This window comes from Mesorhizobium sp. CNPSo 4671 (genome assembly GCF_057784245.1).
The window spans coordinates 212,112-228,486 of record NZ_JBWLUW010000008.1 but is presented as its reverse complement, the minus strand read 5'-3'; the positions used below and the strand labels follow the sequence as shown (position 1 = coordinate 228,486).

Sequence of the window (16,375 nt, the reverse complement as noted above, 5' to 3'; positions counted from 1 at the left end):
CCGCATTTGAATGTCAGTGAGATGAAACGTCAGTGAAAACTGGCCTGGTTTGGGGGAACCGCCATGTTTGAAAGCCTGATCGGCCTTGTCGCCATCATCGCCTTGTTCGTCATTATTTCGCGCCAGCAGAGCCGCATCGGCCTTGTCGAGCGCGAACTTGGCGCACTGCGCAGTCTCGTCCTTTCGGGCGCGGTGCCGTCGGTGGCCAAGCCGTCCGAGCACGCCGCGACCGACAGCAAACCTGCCGTTGTGGTTGCAACGGTAGCTGCGGCCGATATGGCTTCGCCTGCAGTGAGCGGGGCCATCGCCGCGCCGGCGCCGGCTCCCGAGCCGGTGGCCGACGCGACCAGCGAGGCTGTGCCAGGCCCCTGGTCCGCGGGCGAGGCTCCGAAGGCCGCGGAACCTGTCGAGCCGGCTGCGGCAGCCAAGGCGCCCGGCAAGCCGGACATCGAAACGGCGCTCGGCACGCGCTGGGCGGTCTGGGTGGGCGGCATCGCGCTGGCGCTGGGTGGCCTGTTCCTGATCCGCTACACCATCGAGGCCGGCATTTTCGGCCCCGGCGTGCGGCTGACCATGGCAGCGGTCCTCGGGTTGGTGCTGGTCGCCGGCGGCGAGTTCATTCGCCGCACCGGTTTCAAGGTTCCGGTGCAAGGCGTTGCCGGCGCCTATATTCCGGCGATTCTGACGGCGGCCGGCGCCTTCATCCTGTTCGGCACCGTCTATGCCGCCCATGGTATTTACGGCTTCATCGGCCCGGCGCCTGCCTTCACGCTGCTCGGCGCCATCGGCGTGGCGACGATCGTCGCTGCTCTCGTCCACGGTCAGGCCCTGGCCGGCATCGGTCTCGTCGGTTCCATGGCGACGCCGGCGCTTGTGTCCTCGCAGGCGCCAAATCCATGGGCGTTGTTCGTCTATCTCGCGATCGTGCTTGCCGCCACAGCGGCGATCGCCCGCATGCGCGACTGGAAGTTCCTGATAGCGGCCGCCTTCTTCGGCACCGGCGCCTGGACCATCGCCTATATGACGAACGCGCCCGGCGCCGACCTTGCCGTCATCCTGTTCATCGACACCGTGACGCTTGCCGTGCTTGCGCTTGTCTGGCTGGGCAGTCGTGGCGGCGAAGAAGAAACTGCAAAGCAGGGCTTCGACTGGCCGTCGATCGTGCCGGGCGTTTTTGTTGCGTTTTCGGCGCTGGGCCTATCCGTCGACTCCACACTTGTCGCTGCCGGCGATGCCTTGCCTGGCGCTTTGGTCCTCGTCGCCCTTGTCGCCACCGCGCTCTACCGACCGCGCGCTTTGCCGCTGCTGCACACCGCCGGGGTGGTGAGCGTGATGATCTATCTCGGCATCATTCCGCCCACCACCATCGGCCCCGATTTGTCCCAGGGCAACATAGGCTTTGACGGCCTGCAGGTGGCGGCCGGAAATCCTTTGACGCTGCGCATCGGCATTGGCCTCGGTCTCGTCTTCGTCGGCGCCGGTTTCTGGGCCGCCCGCCGTTTCGCCGCCGTCGCGCGGATCCGCGCGGCATGCTGGGCAGCATGGGGCATCGCTGCGCCGCTGGTCATCCTGCTGGCGCTATGGCTCACTTACGGCAACCTCGACCGCGACTTTGTCCACGCCGCCGCAGCAGCGCTGCTGGTGGTGGTTTTCGCCGGCGGCGGCGACTGGATCGCGCGCGCCGAAGAGCCACCGCTCAGGGGCGGCATGGCGGTGTCCTTTGCTCTTGGCGGCGCGGCGATCGCCGGTCTCTTGATGTTGCACATGGCTTTCGATTCCGGCTGGACCACCATTCTGCTCGGTGCCGCTGCCATCGTACCGGCGCTGGCCACGCGTTGGCGCTCTTACCCGGTGCTTGGCTGGATTTCGGTTGGCGCGGCGATCGCCGTGCTTGGTCGTGTCGGCTTCGATCCGACCATCGTCGGCGCTGAATTCCTCTCCAGGACACCGGTGTTCAACTGGCTTCTGCCGGGCTATGGCGTCCCGGCGCTCGCCTTCGGCTTCGCTGCCTGGCAGCTCGCCCGCACCACCAATGGCCGGCCTCGCCTCGCCATGGAGGCGGCGGCGGCGCTGCTTGCGCTACTTGCCGTTGCCATGCTGGTGCGCCACGCCATGCATGGCGGCGTCATCGACACGGGGGCGATGACGCTTGCCGAGCAGGCGATCTACACGCTGATTGCCATCGGTGCCGGCGCCATCCTGGTCGCCATCGACATGCGCTCGCCAAGCTCGGTGCTGCGCTATGGTTCGATGGCGGCGGGTGTGGTTTCGGTCGCCCTTATCGCCGTCAGGCATTTCGTGGTGCTGAACCCGCTATTCACCGACGAATCGACCGGCCAGATCCCTGTGTTCAACCTGTTGTTCCTCGCCTATCTCCTGCCGGCCCTCGCGGCCGGCGGGCTGGCGCTGTATGCTCGCAACAAGCGGCCGAAATGGTATGCGCAAATGTTGGCGGTGGTGGCGGCCGTGCTTGCCCTGGCGTATGCCACGCTGTCGGTGAGGCGGCTGTTCAAGGGCGAGTTTATCGGCCTGTGGAGCGGGCTCGGCCAGCTGGAAACCTACACCTATTCGGCGCTCTGGCTGGTGATCGGCGTGGCGCTGCTCACCGCCGGCGTCTGGCTGAAATCGCAGGTGCTGCGCATTGCCTCGGCCGCGCTGATCGCGATCGCCGTGCTGAAGGTCTTCCTCTTCGACATGTCGGAACTGGAAGGCGTGCTCAGGGCGCTGTCCTTCATCGGCCTGGGCGCCGTGCTGATCGGCATCGGCCTGTTCTACCAGCGGCTTTTGACCAGGGCAGCGAAGGAAAACGGATAAAGGCAAACAAGAACAATAAGATTTCAGTCCGGCCGGGAATAAACCGGCACCCGCCAGCGTTATCTCATTGCTTGGGTGACCGGGGCGGTGGACCGCTTCGCGCTGGCCGCTTGCGTCGCGCCCGGAAGGCGCGTTGAATCGGGATCAATAAGGGCGATTTCAGAACCAGCGGTCATGGACGAAAAGAAGGCAGCAATCCTTGGCGAAATACCGCGCCTGCGCCGCTACGCACGCTCGCTGTTGCGCGACCGCGATTCTGCCGACGACCTCGTTCAGGACTGCCTCGAGCGCGCACTCATGCGGCTCGACAACTGGCAGACGGGAGAAAGCCCCAGGAGGTGGCTGTTTACGATCATGCATCATTTGTTCATCGACCAGATGCGCAAGGTGAACCGTCGCGGCGAAGCGGCAATGCTGCCGCTCGAAGCAGGCGAGGCGGTGGCCCAGCCGGCCGAGCAGCTGGAGGGCATCGCCTCGCGCGAGATCATCGATGCGCTGCAGGCGATCAGCCCCGATCGCCGCGCCGCCCTTGTCATGGTCGCCATCGAAGGCTTTTCCTATGCCGAGGCCGCCAATATGCTGGGCGTGCCCGCCGGCACGCTGATGTCGCGCATTGCGCGCGGGCGTGAGGAATTGCGCGGCTTGCTGGATGACACGGCGCGCCGCCGCGCGATAAGGATCGTCGAGAAATGATCCGCCGCGATTTTTCAGAACGTGACATCCACATGGCGCTCGACGGCGAACTGCCGGCCGACGAACGTGCCGCCTACGATGCCTGGCTCGCCGCCAACCCCGAGATGAAGGCCAGGAGCGCCCGCTTCACAGCCGACCGCGAGGCATTGCGCTCAGCCTTTGCCGGCGTGCTGGATGAGCCTGTTCCCACGCGCTTGCGCAAGGTGGTGCTCGGCGAAGCGCCTGTTAAGGCCGTGGTGCCAGGCTCGCGCTGGTGGCTTGCCGCTGCCGCGGCCGTGCTTTTGGCCACGGGCGGTTTTGGCGGCTATTTTGCCGGCGTCGGCGGCATCGGACAGGAGGATCCGGCGGAGGATCGGCTCGCCGAACAGGCGATTGCCGCCCATGTCATCTACGCCGCCGAGAAGCGCCATGCGGTGGAAGTGCCGGCCAGCGACAAGGATCATTTGCAAACCTGGCTGTCCAATCGGGTCGGGCTGAAGCTGGTGGCGCCGGACCTGACCGCGAACGGCTTCCAACTGGTCGGCGGCCGCTTGCTGCCGGCCGGCGAGGCCAAGGCCGCGATGCTGCTCTACGAGGACGACAAGGGCGAACGCATATCGCTTTTCGTCACCGCGGAATCGGCGGAGAATGCCAAGGGGACCTATGCTTCGGCGCAGGACGGCCCGCAGGCCGTCTACTGGCTGGACAAGGGCTATGGCTGCGCCGTCGTCGGCTCGTTGCCGCGCGAGCAATTGGCGGTCGTGGCCAAGAGCGCCTATGGCCAGCTTCTGGCAGGCCTCGCAAGCTGAGTTGGCCGCAATTGTTCGCAGCCGGTGGCCTATCAAAACAGCGATCCTGTTCAAAGCCGCGGGCTTCCTTGCCGGCGCGGAAACTGTCACAATTCGGCCCTAATCAAGGAGCGATAGCGCTTGATGAATACCGGCGCTTCAGCCGGTGTTTGCGACGCTTTTGACCGGGGCCGTTTCCGCAACGCAATCGAGGTTTTCTCAAGTCGCATGCCTGCCGAGATCCGCACGGCCCGCGCGTCTGACGTCGATGATCTCGCCGCCATCGAGAAAGCCGTTTTTTCGAGCGATCGCATTTCCCGTCGCTCCTTTCGCCTGTTCATCGAGCGCGAGACCGCCGAGACGCTGGTCGCCGAAGTCGATGGCCGCGTCGCCGGCTACGCGATCGTGCTGTTTCGCAAGGGCAGTGGGGTGGCGCGGCTTTACTCCATAGCCACGGGTCCGTTTTTTGGCGGGCTGGGTGTCGGCCGCATGCTGCTTGCGTCGGCGGAGGAGGCGGCCTTCGAACACGACCGCATGATGCTGCGTCTCGAAGTGCGCGAGGACAACAGCCGCGCCATCCGCATCTACGAGCAGGCCGGCTACCGTAAGATCGGCCGTGAGCCGGGCTACTACGAGGACGGCGAGACCGCACTTCGCTATGAGAAAACCTTACGCGGCGACGTTCCGATCGCCACCAGGGTGCCGTTCTATCAGCAGACCTGCGAGTTCACCTGCGGCCCATGCTGCCTGATGATGGCCATGGCCAATTTCGATCGGGGCTTCGTGCCCGATCCGGTGATGGAAATCCGGCTCTGGCGCGAAGCGACGACCATCTTCATGATGTCGGGACCGGGCGGCTGCGAACCATTTGGCCTCGCTGTCTCGGGGTACGAAAGCGGCCTCGCGGCGGAGATTTTCGTTTCCTTCTATGGCGCGCTTTTCCTGCAGTCGGTGCGCAGCGAGGACAAGCGCCGGGTCATGGAACTGGCCCAGGTCGACTTTCGCCGCCGCGCGGAACTATACGGCATCCCGGTGAATTACCGCTCATTCAGCATCGATGACATCCGAACCGCGATCGCTGCGGGAAAACTGGTGCTGGTGCTGATCAGCGGCTTCCTGATGTTCGGCAAGAAGGTGCCGCATTGGGTGCTGGCCATCGGCGATGATGGCGATCATATTCTGATCCACGATCCCTGGGTCGAGGACGAAAGGCAGGAAACCATCCTTGATGCCGCCAATATTCCCGTGCCCTACGGCATCTTCATGAACATGGCGCAGTTCGGCCGCGACGGACTGCGTGCCGCCATAACTCTGGGGAAGCGCGACACACAATGACCTGGGTCATCCTTACCGGCCGGCAGAGCGATCTCGACCAGGTGGCGACACCGCACAAGATCATCACCAATCGCGATTATCTCGCGCATCCGTCGCTGTTCCGTGGCCAGCGGCCGAAGGTCATCAACCTGTCGAACAACTATGGCTACCAGAGCCGTGGCTACTATGCCTCGCTGCTGGCGAGCTCGCGCGGCCACAAGGTTATCCCGACCGTCGAGACGATGATCGACCTGTCGGAGCGCAAGCTCTACGAACATGCGCTGCCGGAGCTGGAACTGGCGCTCAACAAATGCCGCAAGGACCTCGGCGGCGCCTTTCCGGCCAAGGTGTGTATCTTCTTCGGCATCGGCCCCTCCAAGGTCTGGGACCGCTTCGCCAAGCTGTTGTTCGACTGGTTCCGGGCGCCGGCGCTCGAGGTCCACATCAAGGACAGTGCCGAATGGGCCTCGATCCGCAAGATCGGGTTCCATCCGCTGGCGCGCATGACCGAGGATGAGGAAAAAAGCTTCATCCAGTGCCTGGAGACCTACACCAACCGCGAATGGCGCGACACCAAGGGGCGCACGCCGGCGCGCTACACTTTCGCCACGCTGGTCGATCCGCATGAGGAATTGCCGCCGTCGGAAATCTCGTCGCTGCGCTACTGGGCCAAGATCGCCGAAAAGATGGGGGTCGAAATCGAGCCCATCACCAAGAAGGATCTTGCCAAGCTCGCCAACTACGATGCGCTGTTCATCCGCGAGACCACCTCGATCTCGAACCACACCTATCGTTTCGCCCGCCGTGCCCAGCAGGAAGGCATGCCGGTCATCGACGATCCGCTGTCGATGATCCGTTGCACCAACAAGGTTTATCTCAACGAACTGATGTCCTACAACAAGGTGCCGGTGCCGCCGACAGTGATGATCGCTGGCACCTCCGACTTCGAACTGGCCGCACAGACGCTGGGCTTTCCGCTGGTGCTGAAGATCCCGGATTCGTCCTTCTCGCGCGGCGTCAAGAAATGCGGGAATCTGGAGGAGCTGACACGGCTTGCGACGGAGTGGCTGGAGGATTCCGACCTTCTCATCGCGCAGAAATTCATTCCGACCGAATATGACTGGCGCGTCGGCGTGCTCGGCGGCCAGCCGCTGTTTGCCGTGCACTATCTGATGGCCAAGAAGCACTGGCAGATCGTCAACCACAAGGCCAATGGCAAGCCCGACCAAGGCGGCATCAAGACCTTCACGCTGAAGGAGACGCCGCCCCATGTCGTCGAGACCGCGGTCAAGGCGGCGCGCTGCATCGGCGATGGCCTTTACGGCGTCGACCTCAAGGAGACCAAGGACGGCGTCTTCGTCATCGAGGTCAACGACAACCCCAATCTCGACCATGGCTGGGAGGATTCCGGCGAGAAGGACGAGGTCTGGGTGCGGCTGACGCAATGGTTCCTGGAGCGGCTCGACCGGCCGGGACGACAATAGTTCAACCAGAGCGGCTCTGCGTTTCACGGAAACGGCGAGCCGCTCTATCTCTTTGTTTTGAAGCAATCCCTGTGGGGAAACAGCTTCACACTTTTCCTGGAATTGCTCGGGGGAAACATGCAGTCCATCGTGATCGAGGATTTCACCGGCTGCGATCGCAAGGATATCTATCGCCGCTTCCGCGATCGGGGCCGCCTGAAGCCGGAGGAACTTGTCGTGCACCACAGCTGGATCGCGGCAGATATGAGCCGCTGCTTCCTGCTGGTGGAGACGGACGACGTCACGCTGCTGCAGCGCTGGGTGATCGAATGGGCTGATCTGGTCGAGTTCGAGATTGTTCCGGTCGCGACGAGCAAGGACATGGTGGCGGCCTTGAGCGGGCACCTCTGATCATCGCGGTCTGTCAGATCAACGCAGCGCCGGCGAGCCCACCGCGCGCTGGCATTCGGTGATCAGCCAATCGCGAAACGCCGCCACCACGTCACGCCTGGCGCTGCGCTCCGGTATCGTCAGGCAATAGGGCTGGCGCAGCACGATCGCCCCGGCGGCGGGCCGGACCAGCCTGCCATCCTCCACCGCTTCGGCACAATAGACCCCTTGCGCCAACGCCACACCCAGCCCCGAAATGGCTAGGTCGAGTGCGGCGCGCGACGAGTTGGCCGACAAGCCGCGCTGCGCCGCCCGGCCGGGTTGCACACCTTCAGCCTCGAACCAGTTGCGCCAGGACGGAAACGAGGCGCCGGTCGGTCCCCAGTCGGTATGGATCAGCGGCAGTCCGGCGAGCGGACTGTCATCCGCCTTGATTGTGCTGGCAAGTCCTGGCGCACAGACCGGATAGACGGCGTCCCGGACAATGTCCTCGGTCGGATGCTCGCGATAGTGCGGACCGTAGGAGAGCCTGATGTCGATCAGTTCGCGGTCGAACGGCACCGGGTCGTCGTCGCCGCGCAGCGATATGTCGGCGGCGCCATGGCTGGCGACGAAGCCGGCGAGACGCTGCGAAAGCCAACCCATGGCCATGGATGGCGGCACCGAGACCACCAGGCGCGGGCGGAAGGCATCGCCGCCCAACTCGCGCGAGACACTGCCGATTTCCTGGAAGGCCATGGTCAGCCGAGGCAGCATTTCCACGCCGGCCTCGGTAAGCACAACCTTGCGGCTGACCCGATGAAACAGCTGACGGCCCATTTGTTCCTCGACGGTGCGGATGAGCTGGCTGACGGCGGCGGCCGAGACCGAAAGCTCTTCCGCCGCAGCGGCAAAGCTGCCCGTGCGCGCCGCAGCCTCGAAAGCCTGAAGTCCTTTGAGAGATGGAGATGTGACCATGACTACCGGATAGATAAGGTAAGCTTATCTAAATTGCAGCAATCGTCGTTTTTGGAAAGCTTTTTCATCGACTAGAGTGGGCCTCATCAAACCCCAGCCAGGATCGAAGCCGATGGACCATCGCGACATAATCGCGTCACTGACCCCTGAAGAGCGCAGTCGCCTGACCGCCAAATCCGACGCTGCGGGTCTCGTGCAACTCGGCGCCCACTGGGGTGCAATTGTGATCATCGGATCGCTGATTGCGGCCAAGGTGCCGTTCTGGCCGCTGCTGATGCTGCCGCAAGGCATATTGATCGTGTTCCTGTTCACGCTGCTGCACGAGACGGTTCATCGCACCGCCTTCGAGACGCAGTGGCTGAACGATGCCGTGGCGCGGGTGTGCAGCCTGGCGCTGGCGCTGCCGGCGGACTGGTTCCGCTACTTTCATTTCGCTCATCACCGCTTCACCCAGGATCCCGAGAACGATCCGGAACTGGCCTTTCCCAAACCGGAAACGCTGCGGCAGTATCTCGTGCATGTTTCCGGCATCCCGCTGTGGTGGGGCCATCTCAAGACGCTCTACGCCAATGCGGTTGGCGGCAGCCAGGAAAGCTATGTACCGCCGAAAGGCCGGCCCAAGGTGCGGGCCGAGGCGCGGGCCATGATCGCCTTCTATGCCGTCGTCCTTCTGCTCGCCGCCTATTTCCGGTTCACCGTGCTTCTCTACGTATGGATCATTCCCGCTCTGCTCGGCCAGCCGCTTCTGCGCCTCTATCTGCTGGCCGAGCACGGTCGCTGTCCGTTCGTCGCCAACATGCTGGAGAATACGAGGACCACGCTGACCAATTGGGTGGTGCGCAAGCTGGCTTGGAACATGCCATTCCATGCCGAGCATCACGCCTATCCCGGCGTGCCGTTTCATCAACTGCCGCAATTTCACGCGCTGATCGAGCGGCATCTAAAGGTGGTCGAACCCGGTTATGTCAGTTTCCACGAGAAATATTTGGAAACGCTGCGTTGATGATGATGCGCGGTCGGCAACCGGTCGCGCCCTGCTTGAGGACGCGACCGGCGTGACGGGCTAGACCTGTGCGGTGCCGCCGTCGACGAACAGCTCAGCCCCGGTGACAAAACTGGAATCATCGGAGGCCAGGAACACAGCCGCCTTGCCGATCTCGTCAGGGTCGCCGAGCCGGCCCATAGGCACCTGGGTAGCAAGGAAATCAAGCAAACCCTTCTGCTGTTCGGCTTCGGGTCCGGCAAGCTCGGCAAGGCCTGTCGTACGGGTCGGACCAGGGCTGAGGATGTTGACGCGGATCTGCCGCTCCTTCAGGTCGATTATCCAGCTGCGGGCAAAATTACGCAGCGCAGCCTTCGACGCGCCATAGACGCTGAACGCCGCAGCGCCGGTTGAGCCGGCGGTCGAACCGGTCAGGATCACCGAGGCACCGTCGGCCAACAGTGCGAGCGCTTTCTGCACCGTGAACAGCACGGCCTTGACGTTGCGGTCGAATGTTTCGTCGAAATGCTGCTCGGTTATCTGGCCGAGCGGCAGCATGGAACCACCGCCGGCGTTGACCGAGAGCACATCGATACGGCCGCTTTGTGCTGTCACCTGAGCGTAGAGACGGTCGAGATCGGTGAAACTGGTCGAGTCGGCTTGGATACCGGTGGCGTTTTTGCCGATTGCCGCGACGGCCTTGTCGATCTCGGCCTGTCGCCGTCCGGTAATGTAGACATGCGCACCTTCCGCGGCGAAGCGCTTGGCAATACCAAGGCCGATGCCGCTGCTGCCGCCGGTAACCACGGCGATCTTTCCTTCGAGTTTCCTTGTCATTTTCGTCACTCCTGTTGTGGGTGACAGAGACATATGGACAGGTGTATCCTTTCGAAATAGCAATGCTTGCAAACAATCATTGTAGGATTGATGATGTCGAAAGTCCCGGACTTTGAAGGTTTGGCCATGTTCGCCAAGGTCGCGGAGGAGCGATCCTTTGCCGCCGCCGCACGTGTGCTTGGCCTGTCGGTGGCGACGGTGTCACGTGGCGTCAGCCGCCTGGAGGAGCGGCTTGGCGCGCGGCTTTTCAACCGGACGTCGCGCCGCCTGGCCCTCACGGATTTCGGTCATCGGCTCGCCGAGCGTGCGTCTCGCCTCCGCGACGCGGAGGATGCCGAGAACGCGGTGCGAGAACTGTCGGCCAGTCCTCGCGGCCTTGTACGCCTGGCCGTTCCAATGTCGTTCGGGCTGAGGTGGGTGGCGCCGCTGCTTCCTGATTTCTTCAGGCTCTATCCTGACGTGTCGATCGACATGCATCTAAGCGATGCGGTCGTCGATCTGGTCGGCGAGGGGTTCGATGCAGCTTTGCGGATTGCCGTGTTGCCGGATTCCTCGTTGGTTGCCCGGCGTTTGTGCAACATTGCCCCGTTCATCGTTGCGGCGCCGTCCTATCTTGCCAGGCATGGCCGGCCGAGCACGCCACGCGACCTCGACGCGCATCACTGTCTTGGCTATGCCTATCGGCCGCGGCACGACGTTTGGCATTTCAGCAATGCCGCGGGCGATGAAGAGGTTGTCACACCGTCAGGACCGCTGCGGGTCACCAATTCCGACGCCCTTGTTCCGACCGTGCTGGCCGGGACCGCGATCGCCGAGCTGCCGGAATTCATCGCCAGCGAGTATCTTGCCGACGGGCGTTTGGAAGCGATCCTGACCGATTGGACTTTGCCGAGGGGCGCGCTGTATTTCGTAACGCCGTCGGCCCGCGCGCGCCCGGCCAAGGTCGAAGCCGTCGCCGGTTTCATGGCTGCCCACCTGTCAAAACCGAGCTGGCAACCGATCCATCAATAGAGGGCAGGGTGCCTCGAACGAATCAGCCGGTCCGGCTGTGCAGAGCACGCGCCTTCAACAGACGCTGGATGTCCGCGGCCTTCGACGGCACGCCGATCAGATAGCCTTGCGCCTCGGCACAACCAGTGTCGCGCAGCATATCGAGCTGCACCTCGGTCTCGACGCCCTCGGCGGTGACGACAATGCCAAGCTCTGTGCCGAGCCCGATAATGGTGCGCACGATCGCCGCCGTGTCGCGATTGCCCATGTCGTGAATGAAGGAGCGGTCGATCTTGATCTTGTCGACCGGGAAACGCCTGAGATAGCCGAGCGAGGAATAGCCGGTGCCGAAATCATCCAGCGCGATGCGGATGCCGAGATCGCGCAGCTGGCGCAGTGTCTTCAGCACGGCTTTGCTTTCGTCCATCAGCACGGTTTCGGTGATCTCCAGTTCCAGCTGTCCGGCCGGCACGCCGGAAAAGGCCAGAGCCGAGATGACGCTGCGGGCAAACCCACCGCTTTTGAGCTGCACGGCCGAGACATTGACCGCGATGCGCAAGCCGGGAGGCCAGCTTGCCGCCGCCGTGCAGGCCTTCCTCAGCGCCCACTCGCCAAGCGGCACGATCAGTCCGGTTTCTTCAGCGACCGGAATGAACGCGTCCGGCGCGACCGTGCCGCGCGCTGGCGAATGCCAGCGCATCAAGGCCTCCGCGCCGATGATCTCGCCGGAGGCGATGTTCATGATGGGCTGGAAATCGAGATCGAACTCCTGGCGCGGCAGCGCAGCCTCGAGGTCAACCTCGAGCGCCCGGCGGGCCTGCACTATGGCGTCCATCGCGGGCTCGAAGAAGCGATACAGGTTTCGCCCTTCGCTCTTCGCCCGATAGAGCGCGGTATCGGCATTTTTCAGCAGCGTATCGACGTCCCTGCCGTCTTCGGGGAAAACGGCAATGCCCAGGCTGATGCCGACATGCATGTCCCGGCTCTTGTCGCGAAATGGTTTTGCGATTGCCTCGACGATGCGTTTCGCCAGTTTTTCAGCATCGGCAATGCCCCTGGAATTGAACTGCATGACGACGAACTCGTCGCCGCCGAAGCGGGCGACGATGTCTGATTCATTGCGCACACAACGCTGCAGCCTCTCCGCCACGCTCTTCAACAGCCAGTCGCCGGCAGGATGTCCCCAGGTGTCGTTGATCGCCTTGAAGCGGTCGAGATCGAGCGAGAAGATTGCCAACGGCGCAGCCGCCGCGTCCTCCAGCGCCAGGTCGAGCCGTTCGCGAAACATCGAGCGGTTGGGCAGTCCGGTCAGCGTGTCATGATGCGCAAGATGGATCATGCGCTCCTCGGTGCGTCGGCGTTCGGTGACGTCGTCGAAGGTCACCACCCAACCGCCGCCGCTCATCGGCTGGCGTGTGACCAGAACCGTCCTGCCGTCGGTAAGATAGCGATAGGCCGAATGCATTTTTGCCGCCGCCAGGCAGGCTTCGGTCTTGGCGACTTCGCTGTCGACATCGATCTGTTGATAGATGCCGAGTTCCAGCAATTTTTCGAGCGCGTCGCGGTGCGTCGTTCCGAGCGGAAAGTCCGCCGCGGTGACGTTGTAGAGCTCCAGAAAACGCCGGTTGCGCACGATCATCTTGCCGTCGGCGTCGTACATCAGCAGGCCTTGTGACATGTTGGCGAGTGCGGCGTCGAAACGGCGATGCTGTTCCTTGAGATCCTGCTCGGCGCGCCGCTGTTCGGTGATGTCCTCGTAGATCGAGACCCAGCCGCCCAAGGCCAGCGGGCGATGCGAGATGTTGATGATGCGACCATCCGACAGCGTCTCTTCGTAGGTCGAGGGTTTCGCTTGGTCGATATAGGGTTTGCGGATGGCGTAGAGCTCGTCGGCGCTTTGCGAGGCGATGCCTATGTCGACGCTGTGGCGCAGGATGTCTATGAAGTGGATGCCCGGTCGTACCAGCTTGGTGTCGAGGCAGAAGATGTTGATGTAGTTGCCGTTGCAGATGATCATGCGCTCGTCGGCGTCGAACATGCACAGGCCATGCGACATGTTCTCGACAGCGGCTGAAAAGCGTTCGTTCTGTTCGCGCAGCTCGTCTTCCATGCGTCGCGGGCGCTCCACGCCTTCGGGCGCCCGCTCGGGGACGATCGAACCATCCTTGACATCCACGACGGGCATGAGGCGCGCCTGCGGTGTGATCGAACACCACACTGTTACCGTTTCCGGTTAATTTAGCGTTCTCTACCCTACCGCCGACGTCGCAACGGGATGCCGCGACGTCTCAAGCGCCGAAAACCGCTTCAGGAACGCATCCTGTGCCCAGGTTACCGAGCGCGGCGTGAAATCGAAGCGCTCGGCGGAAAAACCGCGCGGACGGCCGAAGAATTCGGTTGCTTCGGCGGTCGAGAAGCCGGCGAGCAGCGTTGCCTCGAAATAGGCGGCGATCTGGTCGGCGCGCTTGATGTCCCTGCGCAGCGCCGCGGCCGGTTCGGGAGGCAGCGAGAAGCGCAGATGGATGGCGCGCTGCAGTCGCAATTCGCAGTCCTTGTAGCTGCCGCCCATCACCGACTTGAACGGCGAGATCATGTCGCCGATGACATATTCAGGCGCGTCGTGCAGCAGTGCGGCGAGCCGGTCGGTGGCCGAAGCGTGTGGCACCAGATCGTTGAACAGGGCCTCCACCAGCAGCGAATGCTGGGCGACCGAGAACGCGTGCTCGCCGCTGGTCTGGCCGTTCCAGCGGGCGACACGGGCGAGCCCATGGGCAATGTCGGAAATCTCGATGTCGAGCGGTGAGGGGTCGAGCAGGTCGAGCCGGCGGCCGGACAGCATGCGCTGCCAGGCGCGTGGCGGCGCACCGGTGCGGTCTGCCGCCATCAGGCTTCCTCCGCGCTGACGGTTTCCTGCGGAAAACTGAATTTGGCCCAGGCGGGAATGGCCACCGTCACCGGCACAAGGCCGGCCAGGATCGGCTGGCCGGCGTCGAGCGCCGCCTTGACCCTGTCGATGCGGGCAATGGCAAGCCCTGTTGTGCCGGCGCTCGAGCCGAGCGTGCCGACCGGCCGTCCCTCGACGGTGAGTTCGGTGCCGGAAGCGGGCAGGGCAAGCCCACCCTGCACGATCAGAACGCGCCGCCTTGCCGTGCCGCGGTGCTGCATGCGTGAGACCACTTCCTGGCCGACATAGCAGCCCTTCCTGAAGCCGACCCCGCCGGTCTCGTCGAGCAGCACGTCATGCGGGAAGGTGTCGCCCAACGCGTAGTCGGCGCCGCTTTCGGCGATGCCGTGCGCGATGCGGAAGGCCTGCCACGCGGCGATCTCGCCGGTATCTGCAACGCCGGTATAGGAGCGCGTAACGCCTTCGTCGGGAAAGCGCCTGTCGGCAACCGCGGTTGAATCATTTTCTGAGGCGATTGACTCTCTTCCCCACGCAACGGTGACAAGCGCCTGTTCCGACTTGGTAATCTCGACCTTGGCGCGAAGTTTGTAGAGCATCAGCCGGCGAACGAAATCACCTGAAATATCGGCTCGGCATTCCAACCGGAAGGTGTTTTCGCCGGCACGCGAGATCAGGAAGTCGAACAGGATCTTGCCTTGCGGCGTCAACAGCGCACCGGGCTTGGCTTCGCCGGCGCCAAGCGTGTCGAGATCGGTGGTCAGGATGTTTTGCAGAAAGTGCTCGGCATCCGGGCCGGAGACGGAGATGAGCGCGCGGTCTTTCAGCAGGGCAAAGGGCATGGGGCGGGTAAAAGCCTGATCTTGCAAAACGGTTGGCCATTACGTAAGCCGCTGACACTCCCCCCGCAAGAGAGCATGGCCATGACCTACGACCTCATCCTGACAGGCGGCACAGTGGTCAACCATGACGGCGAGGGCGCGCGTGACATCGGCGTGAAGAATGGCCGCATCGCCGCAATAGGCGATCTCCGCCAGGTCTCGGCCGGCGAGACGATCGACTGCCGCGGCCTGCACATCCTGCCTGGTGTCGTCGACAGCCAGGTGCATTTTCGCGAGCCGGGACTGGAGCACAAGGAAGATCTGGAAACGGGCTCGCGGGCGGCGGTGCTTGGCGGCGTCACCGCGGTGTTCGAGATGCCCAACACCAACCCGCTGACCACCAGCGAGGCAACGCTTGCCGACAAGGTCCGGCGCGGCAGCGGCCGCATGCATTGCGATTTCGCGTTCTGGGTCGGCGGTACCCGCGACAACGCCGGAGATGTCGGCGAGCTCGAGCGGTTGCCGGGTGCGGCGGGAATAAAGGTTTTCATGGGCTCGTCCACCGGCGACCTGCTGGTCGAGGATGACGAAGGCGTCGCCTCGATCTTGCGGAACACCCGCCGCCGTGCGGCCTTTCATTCCGAGGACGAATTCCGGCTGCGCGAGCGCCTTGGCGAACGGATCGAGGGCGACCCGTCATCGCATCCGGTCTGGCGCGACGAGATCGCCGCCTTGCGCTGCACCGAAAGGCTGGTGCGCATCGCCAGGCAGACCCGCGCCCGCATCCATGTCCTGCACATCTCGACCGCCGAGGAGATATTGTTCCTCGAACAGCACAAGGATGTCGCGACCTGCGAGGCGACGCCGCACCATCTGACGCTGAGCGCCGACGATTATGCGCGGCTGGGCACGTTGATCCAGATGAACCCGCCGGTGCGCGCCTTCCGTCATCGCGAAGGCGTCTGGCACGGCATCGCGCAAGGCATCGTCGACGTGCTCGGCTCCGATCATGCACCGCACACGCTGGCCGAAAAGGCAAAACCCTATCCGGCCTCGCCCTCGGGCATGACCGGGGTACAGACGCTGGTGCCGATCATGCTCGACCACGTCAACGCCGGTCGGCTGACCCTGCAGCGTTTCGTCGATCTGTCCAGTCACGGCCCACAGCGCATCTTCGGCATGGCCAGAAAAGGCCGCATCGCAGCCGGCTACGACGCCGACTTCACCATCGTCGACATGAAGCGGCGTGAGACCATCACCAATGCGCAGGCCGGTTCGAAGGCAGGCTGGACGCCCTATGACGGCAAGGATGTGGCCGGCTGGCCGGTCGGCACCGTCATTCGCGGCCAGCGCGTTATGTGGGAAGGCGAGATCGTCACACCAAGCCAGGGCAGAGCGGTGGAGTTTTCCGAGGCGTTGCCGGGATAACCTTCCTTACTCTCCCT

The 16,375-nt window shown here is 63.6% G+C and carries 14 protein-coding genes; 9 read left to right on the top strand and 5 right to left on the bottom strand.

Going from position 1 to position 16,375, the window contains the following annotated elements; all coding sequences use genetic code 11:
- Positions 1-63 precede the first annotated feature (63 nt).
- The 6 genes from AC04SF_RS23005 (at position 64) to AC04SF_RS22980 (ending at position 7,462) form a co-directional block, all read left to right on the top strand.
- Positions 64-2,814, top strand: coding sequence for a DUF2339 domain-containing protein (locus AC04SF_RS23005; protein ID WP_488479646.1), 2,751 nt, complete (start codon positions 64-66; stop codon positions 2,812-2,814).
- 174 nt (positions 2,815-2,988) lie between these two features.
- On the top strand, positions 2,989-3,507 hold the full coding sequence (locus AC04SF_RS23000; RefSeq protein WP_096456335.1) for an RNA polymerase sigma factor: 519 nt from the start codon (positions 2,989-2,991) through the stop codon (positions 3,505-3,507).
- Complete coding sequence (locus AC04SF_RS22995; RefSeq protein ID WP_488479645.1) at positions 3,504-4,295, top strand: anti-sigma factor family protein; 792 nt, start codon at positions 3,504-3,506, stop codon at positions 4,293-4,295. The genes AC04SF_RS23000 and AC04SF_RS22995 overlap by 4 nt, the downstream gene beginning before the upstream one ends.
- Before the next feature lie 207 nt (positions 4,296-4,502).
- Complete coding sequence (locus AC04SF_RS22990; protein WP_488479644.1) at positions 4,503-5,609, top strand: peptidase C39 family protein; 1,107 nt, start codon at positions 4,503-4,505, stop codon at positions 5,607-5,609.
- A complete protein-coding gene (locus AC04SF_RS22985) occupies positions 5,606-7,072 on the top strand; it encodes a RimK family ATP-grasp domain-containing protein (protein WP_202350765.1) in 1,467 nt (488 codons plus the stop codon). The genes AC04SF_RS22990 and AC04SF_RS22985 overlap by 4 nt, the downstream gene beginning before the upstream one ends.
- A 117-nt stretch (positions 7,073-7,189) precedes the next feature.
- Complete coding sequence (locus AC04SF_RS22980) at positions 7,190-7,462, top strand: DUF3303 domain-containing protein (protein WP_488479643.1); 273 nt, start codon at positions 7,190-7,192, stop codon at positions 7,460-7,462.
- An 18-nt stretch (positions 7,463-7,480) separates the two neighbouring features.
- On the opposite strand, the gene AC04SF_RS22975 is transcribed toward AC04SF_RS22980, so the two are convergent.
- Positions 7,481-8,398 carry a LysR substrate-binding domain-containing protein gene (locus tag AC04SF_RS22975; RefSeq protein WP_488479642.1) on the bottom strand — a complete coding sequence of 306 codons (918 nt, stop codon included), beginning with the start codon at positions 8,396-8,398 and terminating at the stop codon, positions 7,481-7,483.
- Between the two features lie 112 nt (positions 8,399-8,510).
- On the opposite strand from AC04SF_RS22975, the gene AC04SF_RS22970 reads away from it, so the two are divergent.
- Positions 8,511-9,401, top strand: coding sequence for a fatty acid desaturase family protein (locus AC04SF_RS22970; RefSeq protein ID WP_488479641.1), 891 nt, complete (start codon positions 8,511-8,513; stop codon positions 9,399-9,401).
- Between the two features lie 60 nt (positions 9,402-9,461).
- Here the strand turns inward: AC04SF_RS22970 and AC04SF_RS22965 are convergent, their stop codons facing one another.
- Positions 9,462-10,217: an SDR family oxidoreductase gene (locus AC04SF_RS22965; RefSeq protein WP_488479640.1), complete on the bottom strand. Its 756-nt coding sequence runs from the start codon at positions 10,215-10,217 to the stop codon at positions 9,462-9,464.
- A gap of 93 nt (positions 10,218-10,310) precedes the next feature.
- Between AC04SF_RS22965 and AC04SF_RS22960 the strand changes: the two genes are divergently transcribed.
- Positions 10,311-11,228: a LysR family transcriptional regulator gene (locus AC04SF_RS22960; protein ID WP_488479639.1), complete on the top strand. Its 918-nt coding sequence runs from the start codon at positions 10,311-10,313 to the stop codon at positions 11,226-11,228.
- Positions 11,229-11,250: 22 nt separating this feature from the next.
- Here the strand turns inward: AC04SF_RS22960 and AC04SF_RS22955 are convergent, their stop codons facing one another.
- The 3 genes from AC04SF_RS22955 to ygfZ form a co-directional block, all read right to left on the bottom strand.
- Positions 11,251-13,392, bottom strand: a complete 2,142-nt coding sequence (locus tag AC04SF_RS22955) for a putative bifunctional diguanylate cyclase/phosphodiesterase (protein ID WP_488479638.1) — start codon at positions 13,390-13,392, stop codon at positions 11,251-11,253.
- A gap of 63 nt (positions 13,393-13,455) precedes the next feature.
- Positions 13,456-14,091: an HD domain-containing protein gene (locus tag AC04SF_RS22950; RefSeq protein ID WP_488479637.1), complete on the bottom strand. Its 636-nt coding sequence runs from the start codon at positions 14,089-14,091 to the stop codon at positions 13,456-13,458.
- A complete protein-coding gene (gene ygfZ, locus AC04SF_RS22945) occupies positions 14,091-14,951 on the bottom strand; it encodes a CAF17-like 4Fe-4S cluster assembly/insertion protein YgfZ (protein WP_488479636.1) in 861 nt (286 codons plus the stop codon). The genes AC04SF_RS22950 and ygfZ overlap by 1 nt, the downstream gene beginning before the upstream one ends.
- 75 nt (positions 14,952-15,026) lie before the next feature.
- Here ygfZ and AC04SF_RS22940 point away from each other — a divergent pair, with 75 nt between their 5' ends.
- Positions 15,027-16,358 carry a dihydroorotase gene (locus tag AC04SF_RS22940; protein ID WP_488479635.1) on the top strand — a complete coding sequence of 444 codons (1,332 nt, stop codon included), beginning with the start codon at positions 15,027-15,029 and terminating at the stop codon, positions 16,356-16,358.
- Positions 16,359-16,375 lie beyond the last annotated feature (17 nt).